Annotated in this window: 15 protein-coding genes; 7 read left to right on the plus strand and 8 right to left on the minus strand. The window is 63.4% G+C overall.

What is annotated here, in order from left to right:
- Positions 1 to 102: 102 nt before the first annotated feature.
- The 3 genes from QF015_RS15980 (at position 103) to QF015_RS15990 (ending at position 2,044) form a co-directional block, all read left to right on the plus strand.
- Positions 103 to 477: a MarR family transcriptional regulator gene (locus tag QF015_RS15980; protein ID WP_429390155.1), complete on the plus strand. Its 375-nt coding sequence runs from the start codon at positions 103 to 105 to the stop codon at positions 475 to 477.
- A complete protein-coding gene (locus tag QF015_RS15985; protein ID WP_429390125.1) occupies positions 474 to 1,736 on the plus strand; it encodes an MFS transporter in 1,263 nt (420 codons plus the stop codon). The genes QF015_RS15980 and QF015_RS15985 overlap by 4 nt, the downstream gene beginning before the upstream one ends.
- 74 nt (positions 1,737 to 1,810) lie before the next feature.
- The gene (locus QF015_RS15990) at positions 1,811 to 2,044 is read left to right on the plus strand and encodes a DUF6480 family protein (RefSeq protein WP_310204041.1); all 234 of its coding nucleotides are present in this window, start codon (positions 1,811 to 1,813) and stop codon (positions 2,042 to 2,044) included.
- Positions 2,045 to 2,057: 13 nt separating this feature from the next.
- Here the strand turns inward: QF015_RS15990 and QF015_RS15995 are convergent, their stop codons facing one another.
- A complete protein-coding gene (locus QF015_RS15995) occupies positions 2,058 to 3,806 on the minus strand; it encodes an L-aspartate oxidase (RefSeq protein WP_429390126.1) in 1,749 nt (582 codons plus the stop codon).
- A gap of 71 nt (positions 3,807 to 3,877) precedes the next feature.
- On the opposite strand from QF015_RS15995, the gene QF015_RS16000 reads away from it, so the two are divergent.
- On the plus strand, positions 3,878 to 4,819 hold the full coding sequence (locus QF015_RS16000) for a LysR family transcriptional regulator (RefSeq protein ID WP_429390127.1): 942 nt from the start codon (positions 3,878 to 3,880) through the stop codon (positions 4,817 to 4,819).
- A gap of 6 nt (positions 4,820 to 4,825) precedes the next feature.
- Here the strand turns inward: QF015_RS16000 and QF015_RS16005 are convergent, their stop codons facing one another.
- Positions 4,826 to 5,812 carry a malate dehydrogenase gene (locus QF015_RS16005; RefSeq protein WP_429390128.1) on the minus strand — a complete coding sequence of 329 codons (987 nt, stop codon included), beginning with the start codon at positions 5,810 to 5,812 and terminating at the stop codon, positions 4,826 to 4,828.
- 321 nt (positions 5,813 to 6,133) lie between these two features.
- Here QF015_RS16005 and QF015_RS16010 point away from each other — a divergent pair, with 321 nt between their 5' ends.
- A complete protein-coding gene (locus QF015_RS16010; protein WP_429390129.1) occupies positions 6,134 to 7,411 on the plus strand; it encodes a flavin-containing monooxygenase in 1,278 nt (425 codons plus the stop codon).
- Positions 7,412 to 7,563: 152 nt separating this feature from the next.
- On the opposite strand, the gene QF015_RS16015 is transcribed toward QF015_RS16010, so the two are convergent.
- The 4 genes from QF015_RS16015 to QF015_RS16030 are packed head-to-tail and all read right to left on the minus strand — an operon-like array spanning position 7,564 to position 11,258.
- A complete protein-coding gene (locus tag QF015_RS16015) occupies positions 7,564 to 8,982 on the minus strand; it encodes an aspartate ammonia-lyase (RefSeq protein ID WP_429390130.1) in 1,419 nt (472 codons plus the stop codon).
- 38 nt (positions 8,983 to 9,020) lie between these two features.
- Complete coding sequence (locus tag QF015_RS16020) at positions 9,021 to 10,178, minus strand: M20 family metallopeptidase (protein WP_429390131.1); 1,158 nt, start codon at positions 10,176 to 10,178, stop codon at positions 9,021 to 9,023.
- The gene (locus QF015_RS16025) at positions 10,168 to 10,839 is read right to left on the minus strand and encodes a DUF1028 domain-containing protein (protein ID WP_310203058.1); all 672 of its coding nucleotides are present in this window, start codon (positions 10,837 to 10,839) and stop codon (positions 10,168 to 10,170) included. Before QF015_RS16025 ends, QF015_RS16020 begins: the two co-directional genes overlap by 11 nt.
- Complete coding sequence (locus tag QF015_RS16030; protein WP_011773330.1) at positions 10,836 to 11,258, minus strand: RidA family protein; 423 nt, start codon at positions 11,256 to 11,258, stop codon at positions 10,836 to 10,838. Before QF015_RS16030 ends, QF015_RS16025 begins: the two co-directional genes overlap by 4 nt.
- A gap of 129 nt (positions 11,259 to 11,387) precedes the next feature.
- Between QF015_RS16030 and QF015_RS16035 the strand changes: the two genes are divergently transcribed.
- A complete protein-coding gene (locus QF015_RS16035; RefSeq protein WP_310203055.1) occupies positions 11,388 to 12,302 on the plus strand; it encodes a LysR substrate-binding domain-containing protein in 915 nt (304 codons plus the stop codon).
- A gap of 210 nt (positions 12,303 to 12,512) precedes the next feature.
- Positions 12,513 to 13,874 carry an MFS transporter gene (locus QF015_RS16040; RefSeq protein WP_429390132.1) on the plus strand — a complete coding sequence of 454 codons (1,362 nt, stop codon included), beginning with the start codon at positions 12,513 to 12,515 and terminating at the stop codon, positions 13,872 to 13,874.
- Positions 13,875 to 13,931: 57 nt separating this feature from the next.
- On the opposite strand, the gene QF015_RS16045 is transcribed toward QF015_RS16040, so the two are convergent.
- Positions 13,932 to 14,555: a TetR/AcrR family transcriptional regulator gene (locus tag QF015_RS16045; protein ID WP_429390133.1), complete on the minus strand. Its 624-nt coding sequence runs from the start codon at positions 14,553 to 14,555 to the stop codon at positions 13,932 to 13,934.
- A 109-nt stretch (positions 14,556 to 14,664) separates the two neighbouring features.
- Entirely contained in the window at positions 14,665 to 16,641 is a 1,977-nt protein-coding gene (locus tag QF015_RS16050) for a primary-amine oxidase (RefSeq protein ID WP_429390134.1), read from the minus strand.
- Positions 16,642 to 16,727: the final 86 nt, after the last annotated feature.

A 16,727-nucleotide genomic window follows, 5' to 3' on the forward strand; every position in this document is an offset into this window, starting at 1 on the left:
AGGAGGCGCCTCCCAGTGACGGCAGATAAAACCCACACCGCAGCCCAGGAGCCCGATGGCATCCGGGCCGACACCCTGGCCATCGACCTCCGGACCGCCGTGATGCGTACATCGCGCAGGCTGCGTATCGAAGTGACCGGCGATGTCATTACCCCCGGGCAGTACACAGTGCTCGCCCACCTCAACGCCGGTTCGCAGACCCTGCGCGAATTGGCCGAGCGCGAGCACGTCCAAGCCCCTTCAATGACCCGGATTGTGAACGCCTTGACGGACCAAGGTTTCGCTGCCCGGCAACCCCACCCCGGAGACGGGCGTCAAGTCCATATCAGCATCACCCCCGCAGGCCAGGAAGTCCTGGCCGAAGCCCGCAGCCAGCGGACTGCCTGGCTGGCCCGGCGCGTTGCCGGACTGAGCGAGGAGGACCGACTGACGCTCAGCCGTGCCGCGCACATCATGCAGGAAATGAGCGCCAAATGAGTGCCATGTTCCGGGCCCTGGAAAGTCCCAACTACCGGGTATGGGCGGCCGGTGCGCTGGTCTCCAACATCGGCACCTGGATGCAGCGCGTGGCCCAGGACTGGCTGGTCCTGACCATCCTCACCAACCACTCCGGCACGGCGGTCGGCATCACCACTGCGCTTCAATTCCTCCCCATGTTGCTGCTGGGCCCCTACGCAGGCGTTCTTGCCGACCGGTACCGCAAACGGGTGATCCTCCTGTGGACCCAGACCGCGATGGGAATCTGTGGACTGATCGTCGGGCTGCTGGTGGTAATGGGCTGGGCGCAATTGTGGCACGTTTACCTCGCGGCCCTTGCGCTCGGGATTGCTGCGGCGATTGACGGCCCGGCCCGGCAGGCCTTCGTCTCCGAACTCGTAGGGCCGGACAAGATCTCCAATGCCGTGGCCCTCAATTCCGCATCATTCAACAGTGCCCGCCTTACCGGCCCCGCCATTGCCGGCGTGCTCATTGCATGGATCGGCACGGGGCCCGTTTTTCTCCTGAACGCTGCGAGCTTCGTGGCGGTCATTATTTCGCTTTTCCGGGTGAAGCTCTCCCAGCTTGAGCCGAGCACTCCAGTGGTTCGCGGCAAGCATCAAGTGGTGGATGGCCTGCGCTACGTCCGACAGCGTCCGGACCTGGTCCTCATCCTCGTCATGGTGGGGCTGTTGGGAGCCTTCGGCATGAATTTCGCTGTCACGAACTCGCTGATGGCCACCGCTGAATTCGGCATGGGGCCCGAAGAATTTGGACTCCTCGGCTCCATCATGGCCGTGGGAACACTCGCCGGCGCGCTGCTGGCGGCCCGACGTTCCGGTCCCCGGCTCCGCTTCATGCTGGGAGGTGCCTTGACCTTGGGTGCCTTCACCCTCCTGGCCAGCATCTCGCCAACGTTCTGGATCTACGCGGCTGTCCTCATCCCGGTGGGCCTCGCATCCATCACGTTCCTCAACAGCTGCAACACCACCATCCAGTTGTCCGTGGAACCTCAGTTCCGGGGACGGGTCCTGGCGCTGTACCTTGCCATCCTGCAGGGAGGTACGGCGATTGGTGCTCCCCTCATGGGCTGGATCGGCACGGAGTTTGGTGCTCGATGGGCAGTGGCCGCCGGCGGAGCGATCGTCCTCGCCACCGGCGTCGCGTCGGTGATCCTGGTCAGCCGCCGCAGCCAGCGCACCATCCGCGATCAGGTGCGTGCCGCGTGGCTCCGGAGGCGCGCGACGCAAGCCTCCTGAAGCCCTGGCACACGCAAGCACCCGCCGGATACCCTGAACAGAGCACCAGCACTGCGATCAAGGGCGTGATGGACATGTCAGGCAGCAACCCGGACCCCTACGAGGACAAGCTCACCGGACTGGAGCCCGGCGGTGGAGTCCCTCCGGGGGAAACACCTCCCGGCGAATCATCAACAGCCGGTCCCCAAGGCCACGACGAGGGCGGCCCCCGGAAGGGCACCCAGGTCTTCTGGTTGGCGGCCATCGGTGCCGGCGTGCTGCTCTCACTCTTGTATTTCATCGGCTACATCGTGGGGTTTTTCGACTAGGCGGCGTGGTGTTCTACTCGACGAGCTTCCCGGCGACGGACTCGTCCGCGGTGGCCTCGGCCAGGGCACGGAAGGAATCCGGAGCTGGAGGCAGGCTTTCGAACCTGACGCCCTCATCTGTCGACCAAACAAAGTTCCCCTGTAGTGAGGGATCTGCCGTTGGGAAGTCAGCACGGTTGTGGGCGCCGCGGGTTTCGCGGCGTTCAAGGGCGCACTCAAGGGTGGCTCGTGCTGCCAGCAGGGAGCCGAGCAGGTCGTAGGCGTGGGCCAGATCATCGAACCCTGCGATGTCCGGATGGGCGGTAACGAGCTGGGCGCGTTCCTCCAATGCGGTCAGCTTGGCGAGTCCTTGTTGCAGTCCCTGTTCGGTGCGCACCACTCCGGCGTGTTCCGTCATGAGGTTGCGCAGTTCACGCTGCAGCCGCCGTGCGGACTCTGTCCCGCGTTCACTGAGCAGTGACTGCATTTCCCCGCGGGCTATTGCGACGGCGGCGGTGTCCCTGACGATATGGGTGCGCGAATGGACGTAGCGGGCCACATGCTCGCCGGTGATACGTCCGTAGACGAGGAGCTCAATCAGTGAATTGCCGCCGAGGCGGTTGGCGCCGTGCAGCCCGGAAGAAGCCTCGCCGATTGCGTAGAGGCCGTTCACTCCCGTTCCGTGGTCCTCCGGTGAAACCCACACCCCGCCCATCGAGTAATGAGCAGTAGGCGCAATTTCGATTTTGGTAGTGGTGATGTCCAGCATCTGCAGGTCGATCAGAGTGCGATAGACCCGTGGCAGCTTTTCCATGATGGTTTCCCGTGGCAGGTGGGAGACATCCAGGTAGACGCCGCCCTTCCCGGTCCCGCGACCTTCTGCGACCTCGGTGAATGCGGCCAGCGCAACCCGGTCCCGGGTGGAAAGTTCCATGCGCTCAGGGTCATAGCGTTCCATGAAGCGCTCACCGAGAGCGTTGGTGAGGATGCCTCCTTCTCCACGCGCAGCCTCGGAGACCAACGTACCGGCCGCGTCGTCGGGCTCCACCAGGCCGGAAGGGTGGAACTGGACCAGCTCGGCGTCGCGGATCCGGGCTCCGGCCAGGGCGGCCAGCCGGAAGGAATCCCCGGTGTTCTCATCGCGCCGGGACGACGTGTGCCGCCAGATGCGGGTATGTCCGCCTGCGGCCAGGATGACGGCATCGGCGTGGATCTGCACGGGGGTGCCGTCCACAATGTCGAATCCATAGGCGCCGAAGACGGTGCCTTCGGCGACGAGCAACCGGGTGATGTAGACGGTGTCGATGATCGGCACGTTCAACTCTGCGGCCCGGCGCATCAGCGTGCGCTGGATTTCCAAACCGGTGTAGTCCCCTGCGTAGGCGGTGCGGCGATACTTGTGCGCGCCGAAGAAACGCTGCGAGATGCGGCCATCCTCCTCCCGGGCGAACGGCATGCCCCACTGTTCAAGGTCCTCGATGCCGCGGGCCGCGTTGCGGGCTACTGTCTCGACGATGGACGGGTCGGCCAGGAAGTAGGACTCCCGCAAGGTGTCGGCGGCGTGCTGCTGCCAGCTGTCCTCGGGATCCATCGTGCCCAAAGCGGCGTTGATGCCACCGGCGGCCAAGCTCGTGTGGGCGTCATGCTTGCGGCGCTTACCTACCGCCAGCACCTGCACGCCTTGTTGGGCGAGTTCAATGGACGCCCGCAGGCCGGCGCCGCCGGTACCGATGACAAGCACGGTAGTGGACATAAGACGTTCTGGGATGGTGTTGAGGTTCATGGTTTCCACGCTAGAAGGAGGAGCGTCATGTCTCCAATGAATTGTTTGAGTAAAGTCGATGCGTTTACGCTATGACCATGAAGCTAGAGCAGTTACGCTCCTTTGAGATGATCGCCCGGGTGGGCCATTTCACACGCGCGTCCGAGCAATTGTTTCTCGCGCAACCGTCTCTCAGCAGGCAGATCGCAGCACTTGAGGCCGATCTTGGAATGGCTCTTTTCCACCGCGGACCGTCCGGGGCAACGTTGACGAACGCGGGGGAGCTCCTCTTGCCCATCGCCCGTCGCATGCTCGGTGACGCGGAGATCGCGCGGGAGCAGATGAACGAACTGGCAGGGTTGCGCCGGGGCCGCATTCGTCTGGGCGCACCGCCTACCCTGTGCGTCTCACTGGTGGCCGATGTGCTTGCCTCCTTCCGAAGCGCGCATCCTGGAGTGGAATTGCACATCACTGAAGGCGGTTCGCGTTTCCTGGTTGGTGCCCTGCAGGAGAGCGCACTGGATCTGGCTCTGGTCGTCACCCGTGGAACGGACCCCGCTGTGCAGGGCACTGAACTGATTCCGTTGCTGACCGAGGAGCTGGTGGTTGTCTCCGCCTCCGGCTCGGCGTCGCCCGAAGAACTCACGCTGGAAAAGTTGGCGCGCATTCCGCAGGTGGCTTTCAACCGGAGCTATGATCTGCGGATGGCTACCGAGGCTGCGTTCTCCGCCAGAGGCTTGGAACCGGTGATCGCCGTCGAAGGCGCCGAGATGGACGCCGTGCTGCGGTTCGTGGAACGGGGGCTGGGTGTGGCGGTGGTGCCGGCAATGGTAGTCATCGGTCGGCCAGGACTCCGCAGTTCCCGCCTGGTCAATCCCTCGCTGACAAGAACCGTCAACCTGGCCCGACGCAACGACATTGGACCCTCAGCAGCCGTAGCAGCCATGCAGGAGTTCATCTTCAGCACAGTGGACCGGCTGGCGGCGCCCGGAACCGACCTCGCGCGGTTGGTGACCCCGACAGCACGTCACTGAGGGACATCAGATCAAGCCGAGCTGGGCCACGGCAGCCCGTTCGTCGGAAAGCTCGGCGGCTGTAGCGTCCATCTTCCTGCGGCTGAAGTCGTTGACTTCCAGTCCTTGGACAATTTCCCAGTTTCCGCCGGAGGTAGTGACTGGGTATGAATAAACAAGACCTTCGGGCACCCCATATGATCCGTCGGACGCAACGGCCATCGAAACCCAATCGCCCTCGGGGGTGCCGAGCAGCCAGTCGCGGGCTGCGTCGATGGTTGCCGAGGCTGCCGATGCCGCAGAGGACGCGCCCCGGGCGTCGATGATCGCTGCGCCCCGCCGAGCAACCGTGGGGATAAATTCGTTCTCTATCCAGTCCTGGTCGTTCACCACCTCGGCTGCGTTCCGGCCGGCGACCTCCGCGTGAAAAATGTCCGGATACTGCGTTGCAGAATGATTGCCCCAGACAGTCATCCTGCGGATTTCCCCGACCTTGACTTGGGTCTTTCGAGCAAGCTGTCCAAGGGCGCGGTTATGATCCAGCCTGGTCAGGGCGCTGAACCGCGAGGCTGGAATGTCCGGGGCGTTGCTCATCGCAATCAATGCGTTGGTGTTGGCCGGATTGCCCGTCACGCCGATACGGACGTCGTCGGCCGCGACCCGGTTCAGGGCCTTGCCTTGCGCGGTGAAAATAGCACCATTGGCACTGAGCAGGTCGCCGCGTTCCATGCCCTTGGAACGCGGCCGGGCGCCAACGAGCAAGGCAAGGTTGACGCCGTCGAAAATATGGTCGGCGTCGTCGCCGATTTCTACCGAGTCGAGCGCAGGAAACGCGCAGTCATCGAGCTCCATCACAACACCCTCAAGTGCCTTCAAGGCCGGCGTGATTTCCAGGAGCCGGAGTTGCACAGGAGTATCGGCGCCGAACAGGGCACCACTGGCGATCCGGAACAGGAGACTATAGCCGATCTGGCCAGCCGCGCCGGTCACAGCGATCTTGATGGGTCTGCTCACGTGACGTTCTCCTTATCGATGTGACGTACCGATGGGCTTTGCAAGCTGTACGTCATCGTGCCACAGAGCTGTGGCTCGCAGTACCTGCATGTGCCGGAGTTGCTGGTAGAGCTCGCCCGCTCGACCGACCGCGCTTACGGCCGAGCATCATAATTTCTGATGCGCTTGTGCTGTTTTATTCGCTATGCAGATGCACTTTGGGCGCGTGAGAATGAAATAACCGTCACAGAAAACGGCCACAGCGTCCGTTATTCCAGCCGATGCTCCCAAGGACGGGAGCTGTTGATTCGCGCTGTGACCTGTCGCTAAATAGGAGATCACATGTCAAGCCAAGAGGTTGAGGTCCTCGTCGTCGGTGCAGGCCAGGCCGGGGTAGCGATGAGCGAGCACCTGAGCGAGCGGGGAATTCCCCACATCGTGCTGGAACGCCACCGAATCGCCGAGCGGTGGCGTTCAATGCGGTGGGACTCCCTGGTTGCGAATGGGCCGGCCTGGCACGACCGGTTCCCGGGCCTGGAATTCACCGACATCGAACCCGGTTCGTTCCCCTCCAAAGAGCAGGTGGCAGACTACTTCGTGGCCTATGCCGAGCAGATCGGCGCGCCCATCCGCTGCGGTGTGGAGGTGACATCCGTGCGCAGGAACATCGGCGCGCCCGGCTTCCAGGTGCAGACGTCCGACGGAGAGTTCAACGCCCGCTATGTCGTAGCCGCCACGGGTCCGTTCCAGCGGCCGGTGATCCCCGCCGTCGTACCTGAAACCGCCGGCGTGATGCAGATGCACTCAAGTTCGTACCGCAACCCTGGCCAACTGCCCGAAGGCGCGGTGCTGGTGGTAGGGGCTGGCTCCTCTGGGGTGCAGATCGCGGCAGAAATCCAGCGCTCCGGCCGCCAGGTCTTCCTCTCGGTAGGGCCGCACGATCGTCCCCCGCGGAACTACCGCGGCCGGGACTTCTGCTGGTGGCTGGGGGTGCTCGGTAAGTGGGACGCTTCCACTCCGGCAGCGGGGGCCGAGCATGTGACCATCGCGGTGAGCGGGGCAGACGGCGGCCACACGGTTGACTTCCGCGCGCTTGCCGAGAACGGAATCAAGCTCGTGGGACGGACCACGGCGTTCGACAACGGAACAATGCGCTTCGCGGATGATCTCCGCACCAACATCGCGAACGGCGATGCCCACTACCTGGAGTTGCTCGACGAGGCCGACGCTTACGCTGAACGCAATGGCCTGGACCTCCCGGAAGAACCCGAAGCCCGCTTCCTCCGGCCTGACCCGGAGAGCCTCACCAACCCCATCCGTGAGCTCGACCTCGCCGAAGCCGGAGTCAGATCGATCGTGTGGGCCACAGGGTTCGCAGTGGACTACAGCTGGCTGCAAGTGGACGCGTTCGATGAAAAGGGCAAACCCCAGCAGCAACGCGGTGTCTCCACCGAGCCAGGCGTGTACTTCCTGGGGTTGCCGTGGCAGTCCCGCCGGGGGTCCAGTTTCATCTGGGGTGTCTGGCATGATGCCAAATACGTTGCCGACCAGATCACCATCCAGCGGAGCTATCTGGTGCACAACGAGCAGGACGCGCTGGTGGCGAGCGGAGCCGTCTAGCGACGGGGACGAGCACTCAAAAAGGGACCATGCCACATCGGCATGGTCCCTTTGCTGTGCTTGGCATTCTGTTTCGGTTCTGCACGGAAAGACCCGACGTCGGCACTCAGGTGGGTGCCGGCGTCGGGCCTTGCTGGAGTGGCGACTCAGGCTCAGTCGAGCCCTGCCAGCGACCTGGCAGACAGGGCCGCTTCCATCCTCTGCGGATCAAGCAGTCCCCGCTCCACCACGAGTTCCGCTATGCCCCGACGGGATGCGAGTGCATCCTTGGCGAGCTCCGCTGCTGCCGCGTAGCCAATCAAGGGCGCCAGCCCGGTGACCACGCTGATTGATTCGAGCATGCGTTGCTGCAGCACCTGTGTGTTCGCGGTGATGCCGTCCACGCAGTGAGTCCGGAGTTGGCGGCAGGCCACCGTGAGCCAGGCGATCGACTCCAGTAGGGCGTCAGCGATGACAGGCTCGAAAGCGTTGAGCTGGAGCTGGCCGGCCTCCACGGCCATGGTCACCGTCGCGTCAGCGCCGACAACCCGGAAGGCGACCTGGTTGACCATCTCCGGGATCACAGGGTTCACTTTGCCGGGCATGATGGATGACCCAGCCTGGACTGCGGGCAGGCAGATTTCCCCGAAGCCCGTTTGCGGACCGGAGGACAGGAGCCGAAGATCGTTGCAGATCTTGGATAGCTTCACTGCTGCCCTCTTCAAGACACCGGAGACGAGCATGAAGACGCCCGTATCACTCGTTGCCTCCACGAGGTTGGTGGCAGAGGCGAGCTGCAGGCCAGTCACCGAGCTGAGCTCGCTCATCACGGCGTGCCGGTATTCCGGGGGAGCGGTGATGCCGGTGCCGATGGCCGTGGCTCCCAGATTGGATTCCCGCAGGTGGGGCAAGAGTTCCAGGAGCCGTTGGCCGTCTTCGCGGAGCGTTTCGGCAAAGGCGCCGAACTCCTGGCCCATGGACATGGGGACGGCATCCTGGAGTTGGGTGCGGCCCACCTTGATGATGCCGGCGAACTCGGCGGCTTTGGCATCGAATGCTCCGATGAGCCTGCCGTGCTCGGCGCAGAACTCGGAGATTTCCCGCTGTAGTGCGATCTTGATGGCAGTCGGATACACGTCGTTGGTGGATTGGCTGCGGTTCACATCGTCAATAGGGTGGAGTGCAGCATAATCGCCCTTGGGGTGCCCCATGATTTCCAGGGAGCGGTTCGCAATGACCTCGTTGGCGTTCATGTTGGTGCTGGTCCCGGCTCCGCCTTGGATGGTGTCCACCACGAACTGCTCGTCGTGGAGGCCATCCATGACTTCCAGGGAAGCCTTTTGGATGGCCGCGGATTTGGCCGGATCAAGCAAGCCGAGGCCCTCATTGGCGCGGGCTGCAGAATATTTCACGGCACCCAAGCCCCATATCAGGGAACGCAGGGTGCCTATGGTCCGTCCGCTGACGGGGAAATTGTCCACCGCCCGCAGCGTGCTGATGCCCCAGTACGAAGCCTCGGGGACGTCTGCGTCCCCGAGGCTGTCATGCTCCCGTCGTGCTCCCGGGAGGGGAGGAGATAGTTGATCTGTCATGGTCCTGTTCCTGGAAATGCAGTCATTGGATGACCCGGCTACGTTGCCAGGTAGTCCAGCGCCGTAAGCGCCAAGGCGGCTGCGCCGTCGTGAATGGCAAGGTTGGCTGCGTCGCCGACGCAATGCGCGGCGAACTCCGGTTGGTGGTTGGCTGCAGGGAAGCAGCCGAGCCCTATATAGGGGTGGATGGCCGGAACCACTTGGGACACATTGCCCATGTCCGTTGAGGCGCGGTTCATGGTTGCTTGCTCCGGAGGCGCGTCGAAGTCGCGGCCAAGGGCTTCCGCATGCTTGACATACAGCTCCAGTGCCCGCAGGTCCGTGCGGAACTCCGAATAGGGTTCCGATTCCGGGGTCACCGACAGCTCGCAGCCCGACGCCAGGGCACCGGCTTCGAAGCACCGTTGCACGCGCTCTTCAAGCTCGCCCAATTGCGCGAGCGATTCAGCCCGGACGTACCAGCGGCCTTCCGTTTTCTCAGGTATGGCGTTGGGCGCTTCACCGCCGCGGGTCTGGATTCCATGGACACGGGTTCCGGCCGGCAATTGTTGGCGGAGGAGTCCCAACGCCACCTGGGCGACGATGAACGCATCGTTGGCATTGACTCCCTGATCGGGATAGGCAGCAGCATGAGCTGATTTACCGCGGTATCCCACGTGGTTGTGGGCCACGGCGTAGGGGCGGGCCTCGGCAGAATCGACGGGACTGGGATGCGCCATCATGGCCAGGTCCAGGCCCTGGAATGCACCCTTCTTCAGCAGCTCGATCTTTCCGCCGCCGCCTTCCTCCGCCGGGGTTCCGTAGAGTTCCACGGTCAGGTCGCGATCGGCGGCAAACTCTGCCAGAGCCACCGCGGCACCACACGATATAGCTGTGATGATGTTGTGGCCGCATGCATGGCCGAGACCTGGAAGAGCGTCGTACTCGGCCATGAGCCCGATGCGACGGGAGCCCGTTCCGAACACCGCACGGATGGCAGTGGGGAAGCCCAAATACCCGCTTTCCACCTCAAAACCGTGCGCCGCGAGATAGTCGGCGGTCCAGGCCGCGGCCCGGTGTTCCTGCCAGCCGAGCTCCGGGTTGGCGTGGAGCGTCTCGGAGAGTCGGCTCAAGTCCTGGTGCTGGGCACTGACACTCTTCAGGACCCGGTCGCGTTGGTTTTCCCGAGTCATCGTGGCAGCCGGTTCAGCGCTCATCGCCAGCCACTCCGTAACCGACGGAAGCGGCGGGGTCCAGGCCCCGGACGACGTAGTCATGCCGCTGCGGAAGCCACACCCCCAGCAGTTTCTCCAGTTCGGTCACCGGATCCTCATGCCAGTCCACCCGCAGGTCCGTGTCCCGCCAGCCATGTCCGGACACCACCGAGATGCCCGCTGACCGCACGGGTCCGGCTTCACCGCCTGCTGCCTCGGCGGCTCGGAGGGCCGCCATGAGGCGTACTTCCAGCTCGCCGGAAGCGGCTTCGAACGCGTCGCAAAGGGCCTGGGCAACACCCGTATGTGCCAGCATGTTGCCGGCAGCTACACTGTTCGCGCCCCGGCCTTCGCCAAACACTCCAAGGGTATGGGCTCCGCTGAACACCGCGGACCCACCCTTGCCGTCCAGGACCACCAGTTGGCGGTAGTCCACCGATCGTGACTCCTGCACGACGGCGTCGACGGCCTCCTGCGCGGAATAACCGGCTTGCAGGCGGTCGAGCAGCGCCGTTCCCAGGCGGGGATCGGTGATGTTCTGGGAGCTGACGGCGCCGATCCCGTCGCGAAGGTGCGCGCACCGCGCGGCCACGGCGGGGGAGGACGAGGAGACCGCTATGCCGAACCTGCCGTTGCCGTCAGTGGCGGCAATGCTGAACGTCACTGCTGTGCCTCCGTGGAGAGTACTGCCGTGGCGTCGATTTCCACGAGCCATTCCGGGCGGGCCAACGCTTGGACAACTATGCCGGTGGACACGGGAAACACTCCCTTGAGCCAGCGGCCCATGGTTCGGTAGACGGTTTCGCGGTAGCGGGGATCGATGAGGTAGACAGTCACCTTGACGATGTCTTCCAAGCTGCTGCCGGCCTCCTTGAGCAACATGTCGATATTGGCCATGGCCTTCTCAGTCTGGGCTTCGACGTCGCCGATTCCTACCGATTCCCGCGTCTCCAAGTCCTGTCCGATCTGGCCACGGAGGTAAACCACACCATTGGCCACCACTGCCTGGCAGAGATCGTTGTCCAAATTCTGCTCGGGGTAGGTCTCTTTGGTATTGAACGTGCGGATACGCTGGTGCTTCATGGTGCAGCTTGCCTTTCCTGTAAGCCGGGTGCTCGTATCCTTCAGCTTCCTGTGACGTGCTAAATCTGTCCAACAGTTCTTTTAGAACGATTGCATCGACTTTTCTGATGCACGGTGTAGTCTCTTGGCATGGATGTGACCCTCACGCAGTTGCGCTATTTCGTAGAAGCCGCGGCCCAGTTGTCCATGACGGGGGCGGCCGTGCGTCTGAATGTGGCGCAGTCGGCTGTATCGGCCGCTATTGCCCAGCTGGAGCGGCATGTTGGAACGCAATTCTTCATCAGGCAGCGCTCCAAGGGCCTGGTGCTCACGCCGGCCGGTGAGTTGTTTGTCAGGGACGCCCAGGCCATCCTCGCCCAGGTTGAGGAAAGCATTGACCATGCGCGTGGAGAACACCAAAGCGTCTCAGGGCGGATACGTATTGCTTGCTTCAGCACCCTGGCCCCGTTCCTGCTTCCCGGCGTGCTGACCAAATTGCGCGAAGACCACCCTGCCCTTGAAGCCGAAGTCATCGAAACCGACACGTCCGGCTGCATCAGCGCGCTGCTCAGCGGGCAGGCTGATGTGGCTTTGTGCTACGACCTCGACCTTCCCGAGGCGATCGCGAGCTCTGTGGTAGACACCGTCAGGCCATATGTGGCCCTCCCCCCGGAGCATAGGTTGGCTGGCTCAAAAACCATCCATCTGAACGCGTTGGCCGGTGAACCCTTTGTACTGCTGGATTTGCCGCATACCCGTGATCTCATGCTCTCCATCGCCAGGCTGGGGGGCCAGGAGCCGGATGTCAGGTTCCGTTCCGCCAGCTATGAGACGGTGCGCACTTTTGTGGCCCGCGGCCTGGGCTATTCCATCCTTCACCAGCGGCCGCAGCACCAGTTGACATACGACGGCGGCCAGCTGGCCGCCGTCGAAATCCGCGACGACGTGCCGGAATTGAAGACAGTGCTGGCACATCTGAAGTCTCACCGCCCCACAGCGAGGGTGCGGGCGGTAGCGCAGGCCGTGCGCCATCAAATCGTTGCTGCACGCGCTGGCCGAAGCTAAGGCACCTCAACTCTTCAATCTGTTTTGCAGATGCAATTGGTGTTAAAAATCTATTAGACAGATCACAAGAAAGCGCCCGAAACTGGATAAAACCAGCAATCGGGCGTGATCCCAGTCACGGCTCTGGTGGCGCAGTCCCGGGTTGGTCACGTCGACCCCCGCAGGCTCGTCTCCTATCCAAGCACCGGATCTTTTCCTCCAGGAGGAACTGTGAACATCAAAAACATCGAGGGGCAGATCAGCCGAAAGGGCTTGCGTACCAGCGTCGCCGCCGGTTCCATCGGCGTCTTTGTCCACTGGTTCGAGTGGGCCATCTACGCCTACCTCGCTTCCACCATCGCCGTAGTCTTCTTCCCCCAGCAGGACAGCACGGCAGCACTGCTGTCAGTCTTCGCCGTCTTCGCCATCAGCTTTGGCGTCCGTCCCTTGGGCGCACTGGTTTTTGGAACGCTCGGCGATAAGATCGGCCGAAAGAAGACCCTGTCCATCGTCATCCTTTCCATGAGCGCAGCCACGCTGGTGGTGGGACTCCTGCCCACCTACGACGCAATCGGTCTGTGGGCGCCCATCCTCCTTGTGGCCGCCCGGGTGGTCCAAGGCCTCGCAGCCGGTGGGGAGTTCGGAAGCGCGGCCGCTTTCCTGGCCGAGTACTCACCCAGGAAGCACCGCGGGTTCGGCGTCAGCTGGCTCGAATTCGGAAGTCTGCTGGGATTCCTGGCGGCCTCCCTGGTGGTCTTCGTGCTGACCAGCGCCATGGATGCCCAGACAATTACCGACGGTGGCTGGCGTATTCCGTTCCTGATCGCCGTTCCCTTGGGTGTCATTGGCTTCTTCATCCGGTCCAAAATTGAAGACACCCCGGAATTCCGTTCTCTGGAGGAACTGGGCAACGTCCCCCAGAGTCCCGTCAAGGAGGTCTTCACCAAACATCGGAAGCAGCTCCTGCAGATGAGCGGGCTGGAGATCATGATGCATGTGACCTTCTACGTGGTGCTGGTCTACCTGCTGACCTATCAAGAGAAAGTATTGGGGTTCGACGCCGGCACGGCTGCCCTGCTTTCCACCGCAGCTTCTGTGGCAGGGCTGATTCTCGTCCCGTTGGTGGGCGCGCTTTCCGACAGGATCGGCCGGAAGCCGCTTCTGATCACGGCCGCCATTTCGCTGGTGGTCCTGGCCTATCCCTTGTTCCTGATCATGCAGGCCGGCACAGCATGGGCCGGCATCGTCAGCACCATCGGACTGGGCGTCATCCTGGCCCTCATCCTTGGCGTTCATGCCGCCGCAGCTGCCGAACTCTTCCCCACCCGCACCCGCCAAACGGGGCTCTCCATCGCCTATAGCGTTACGGCGGCAATCTTCGCCGGCACGGTGCCCTACGTCCTGACCTGGCTGATTGCCCGGACCGGCAACGACATGATGCCCGCCTTCTACCTCATTGTGGTGGGCCTGATTGGACTGGGCGCCGTGCTGAGCATGAAGGAAAGCAAAGGTAAGGACCTTCTCAGCGAGGACGGCGTCACGGCTCTACCCGTTGCTGCGGCTACCAAGGAAGCACCCCCGATCAGCCTCTGACGCAACTGAACTGGCATCACTGAATTCGTTTCACCAGGCAGGAACCGCAGCCCGGGCTCAGGATCTGAGCCCGGGCTGCGCCTGTCTCCGGGTCGCCAGCCTCGCCAGCGCACGCTCCACCAAATGCCGCTGCCGGGAACCCGTCACGGCATCCGGATCCAGCATGGACGTGACATGCAACCCCATCATGATGTTCAGCAGCTCGTCGGCAACCGCATCCGGGTCAACCAAAGGTTCGCATTCGCCGTCGTGCTCCGCCTGGGCGAGGAAGCCCATCACCAGGCCACGCCAGTGCAGCAAGGCCTCCCTGCCGACGGCGCGCAGCGCGTCTTCCGTCTGGGCGCGCTGCCAGAAGGAGACCGCCACGCGGGCTTCAACCACGGTGAGGGGGTCGGCCGGGATGATTTCCAAGCACAACCTTCTCAGGGCGGAAAGGCCCCGGCGCCCGGCTGTGCCGGCCGCGATGCGTTCGTTGGTTCGCTCGCAGATCAACTCGTAGGATGCCAGCAGCAACGCGTCCTTGTTCGGGAAGTAGTGGGCCAGTACGCCCGGTGCTGCGTAACCGCACTCCCTTGCAATGTCACGCATGCTGGCGTTCTCGATGCCTTGGCCAGCGATCAACCGCCACGTGGTTTCGATGATGGAACGGCGCCGTTCCTCGTGATCAACCAAGCGGGGCATGGTGCTCCTTCGTTCGCGGGGGTCCATGGCTGGGACCGTGAGCACACTACCACCGCGGGAGCGCGGCTGCGCGTCCCGCGGCGGTGTGCGGTGCTCCGTGTGGCCCGCTTCAGTGCGCGCAGTGGCCGGGGTCGGAATGCCCGACGGCAGTACCGCAGTGGCCCGTCGCCGATGACGGTACGTTGAGCGTGGGATTCTCGTCGAAGAAGCCATGAGGCTTCAGGGTGAATCCGGTGGTGTCAACGGGCATAATCGGCCAGTCCTCCGGACGCGGGAAATGGGTCAGGCCAAAGGAGTGCCACACCACGAGGTCTTGGCCATCGATGTCACGGTCCTGGGCCACATAACTGGGAAGCCCTGCGCCCCCGGGATGCTGGTTGACGAAGTCGCCCGCGGCGTAGAGCTCATCCTCGGCATGCCGGGTGACCCACAGGTGGTGCTTGGCGAACGCGGCCCGCGAGGCGATGGAGGAGTCATCCGCCATGGCCAGCGTGGGGTTTCCTTCGGGGTAGAGGGTGTAGCCCACAGGGTGACCCAGGTGGTTCAGCGAGTCCGGGTTGCTGATGTGCCATACGCGCCCCTTGGCTCCATCGGCGTCGCGGACAGCCTCTGATTCGCGGGCCAACAACGTGCGCTTCTGCGTGAAGGCATTGCCGTGGGGGTTTCCCGGTCCCTTCGGGAGGCGCGCGAGGTCCAGTTCCTCAACGCGGTTCGTGGCGCCGTCGATCATCATGTCCAGCCGGGCGCTGAAGAGGTGCTGGTGGAAGGGTGCGCCAAGGCCGGGAGCGATCTCCGAGGCGTACGCGTAGTCCTTGTCCGGGAGCGCGGCAGTGAACACGATGCCGGTGGCCTTGGCCTCAAACTCGATGGTGCCGTCCAGGTAGAGGTACCAGTAAAAGCCGTAATCGTAGTTGCCCACGGTGGTGAAGAAGGAGACTACCAGCCGGCGGTTGCGGCGAACCTCGTTGGAGCCGGCCCACTCATCCGTGTGCTTCCACAGGATCCCCGCGTCTTCCTCGTGGATGCAAATGCCGTTCTCAATGGTTCTGGGATTGCCGAAGTCATCGGCCACAACAGGGGACAAATACGTGATGTCGCCCAAGCAGTCGCACCCAAGCTTGAGCGAGTTGGCGTCGCGGCCCACCAGGTATTCCCCGGAATCGAAGTAGTTCTGCCAGCTTCGGTAGGGTGAGGGATCGCCGTAGGGAACCACCATTTCAGAGATGGATGCGCGATGGACCACCGGGCGCCGGCGTCCCTTGTGCGAGTGGTTCAACTGGTGGAGCACCAAGCCTTCGCGGGCATCGAAGCCTACACGCAGGTCCCAGCCGGCCCAGGAAAGGTGGTTGCCCTCAAGGGTGAAGCTGGGCCCTTCGGGTTGCGTGATTTCGATCGGTTTCAGGTCCGTGCGGTGCTCGCCGTGAATCGTGGGGTCGGTGTAGTTGCCGTTGACCTCCGGGACTGGAACGGGACCGTCGTCGATCAGGTGGTTCACGCAGCGCTTTTCCACATCGACGAAGGCCACCAAGCCATCAATGGGGTGGGCCCACGGGTGGTCTGCGGCATGGTCCTGGCGGAAGCCGAGGCCGCGTAGCAGCCGTTTGCCTTCCTCGTTCCCGTACTCGAAGACTCCTGCCGACAGGGGAGCGACGCGGACCTGGGCCGACGTCAAGCCTCGGCTGGCAAGGGCTGCGTTCCATTCTGGATCTACAGCAAGGATGTCCTCGATGAGCCCGAATTCCTCGAGAAGGACCGGCAGCTGTCCATCGACGGCGGGATCCAGTTCACGCTGGTCGAGTATCAAGCCGGTGGTCAGGGACAGGCGGACATCGAGGGAGCGGGACAGCGCAGCGTCCCAGAGCATGGCCCGGACCAGGCGAGGGGCGTCGGCGGCGCGCCCCTGGAAAGCGGTTTTCGGCGGTTCGATGAGGCCGAGATAGGCGAAGCGGGTGGTGTCTGCAACGAGGTCCGCATCTGCCAGTATCAGGCGGGCCCGGTGAATTTCCTGTGCCGAGAGCTGCTCAAGCGGGTGCTGCCCCAGGGGAGCCTGCGTCGTTGCGGCCGAGGGGGTGGTCTGAAGGGTCATGGCACTTCCTGAAGTCGTTTTTTGATGGTACAACTGTTCAACCAACGCTTTGATGTTACCCACCTCACAAGCCGGCGTAAAGTCCT

This window comes from Paenarthrobacter sp. TE4293, from assembly GCF_050435325.1.
Classification (GTDB): domain Bacteria; phylum Actinomycetota; class Actinomycetes; order Actinomycetales; family Micrococcaceae; genus Arthrobacter; species Arthrobacter nitroguajacolicus_C.

Excerpts from the sequence above, each read along its gene's own strand:
- QF015_RS16035 (WP_310203055.1), top strand. The coding sequence starts at position 11,388 with ATGGATGTGACCCTCACGCAGTTGCGCTATTTCGTAGAAGCCGCGGCC.
- QF015_RS15995 (WP_429390126.1), bottom strand. The coding sequence starts at position 3,806 with ATGAACCTCAACACCATCCCAGAACGTCTTATGTCCACTACCGTGCTT.
- QF015_RS15985 (WP_429390125.1), top strand. The coding sequence starts at position 474 with ATGAGTGCCATGTTCCGGGCCCTGGAAAGTCCCAACTACCGGGTATGG.
- QF015_RS16020 (WP_429390131.1), bottom strand. The coding sequence starts at position 10,178 with ATGAGCGCTGAACCGGCTGCCACGATGACTCGGGAAAACCAACGCGAC.
- QF015_RS16045 (WP_429390133.1), bottom strand. The coding sequence starts at position 14,555 with ATGCCCCGCTTGGTTGATCACGAGGAACGGCGCCGTTCCATCATCGAA.
- QF015_RS16015 (WP_429390130.1), bottom strand. The coding sequence starts at position 8,982 with ATGACAGATCAACTATCTCCTCCCCTCCCGGGAGCACGACGGGAGCAT.
- QF015_RS16010 (WP_429390129.1), top strand. The coding sequence starts at position 6,134 with ATGTCAAGCCAAGAGGTTGAGGTCCTCGTCGTCGGTGCAGGCCAGGCC.
- QF015_RS16030 (WP_011773330.1), bottom strand. The coding sequence starts at position 11,258 with ATGAAGCACCAGCGTATCCGCACGTTCAATACCAAAGAGACCTACCCC.
- QF015_RS16000 (WP_429390127.1), top strand. The coding sequence starts at position 3,878 with ATGACCATGAAGCTAGAGCAGTTACGCTCCTTTGAGATGATCGCCCGG.
- QF015_RS15990 (WP_310204041.1), top strand. The coding sequence starts at position 1,811 with ATGTCAGGCAGCAACCCGGACCCCTACGAGGACAAGCTCACCGGACTG.
- QF015_RS15980 (WP_429390155.1), top strand. The coding sequence starts at position 103 with ATGCGTACATCGCGCAGGCTGCGTATCGAAGTGACCGGCGATGTCATT.
- QF015_RS16050 (WP_429390134.1), bottom strand. The coding sequence starts at position 16,641 with ATGACCCTTCAGACCACCCCCTCGGCCGCAACGACGCAGGCTCCCCTG.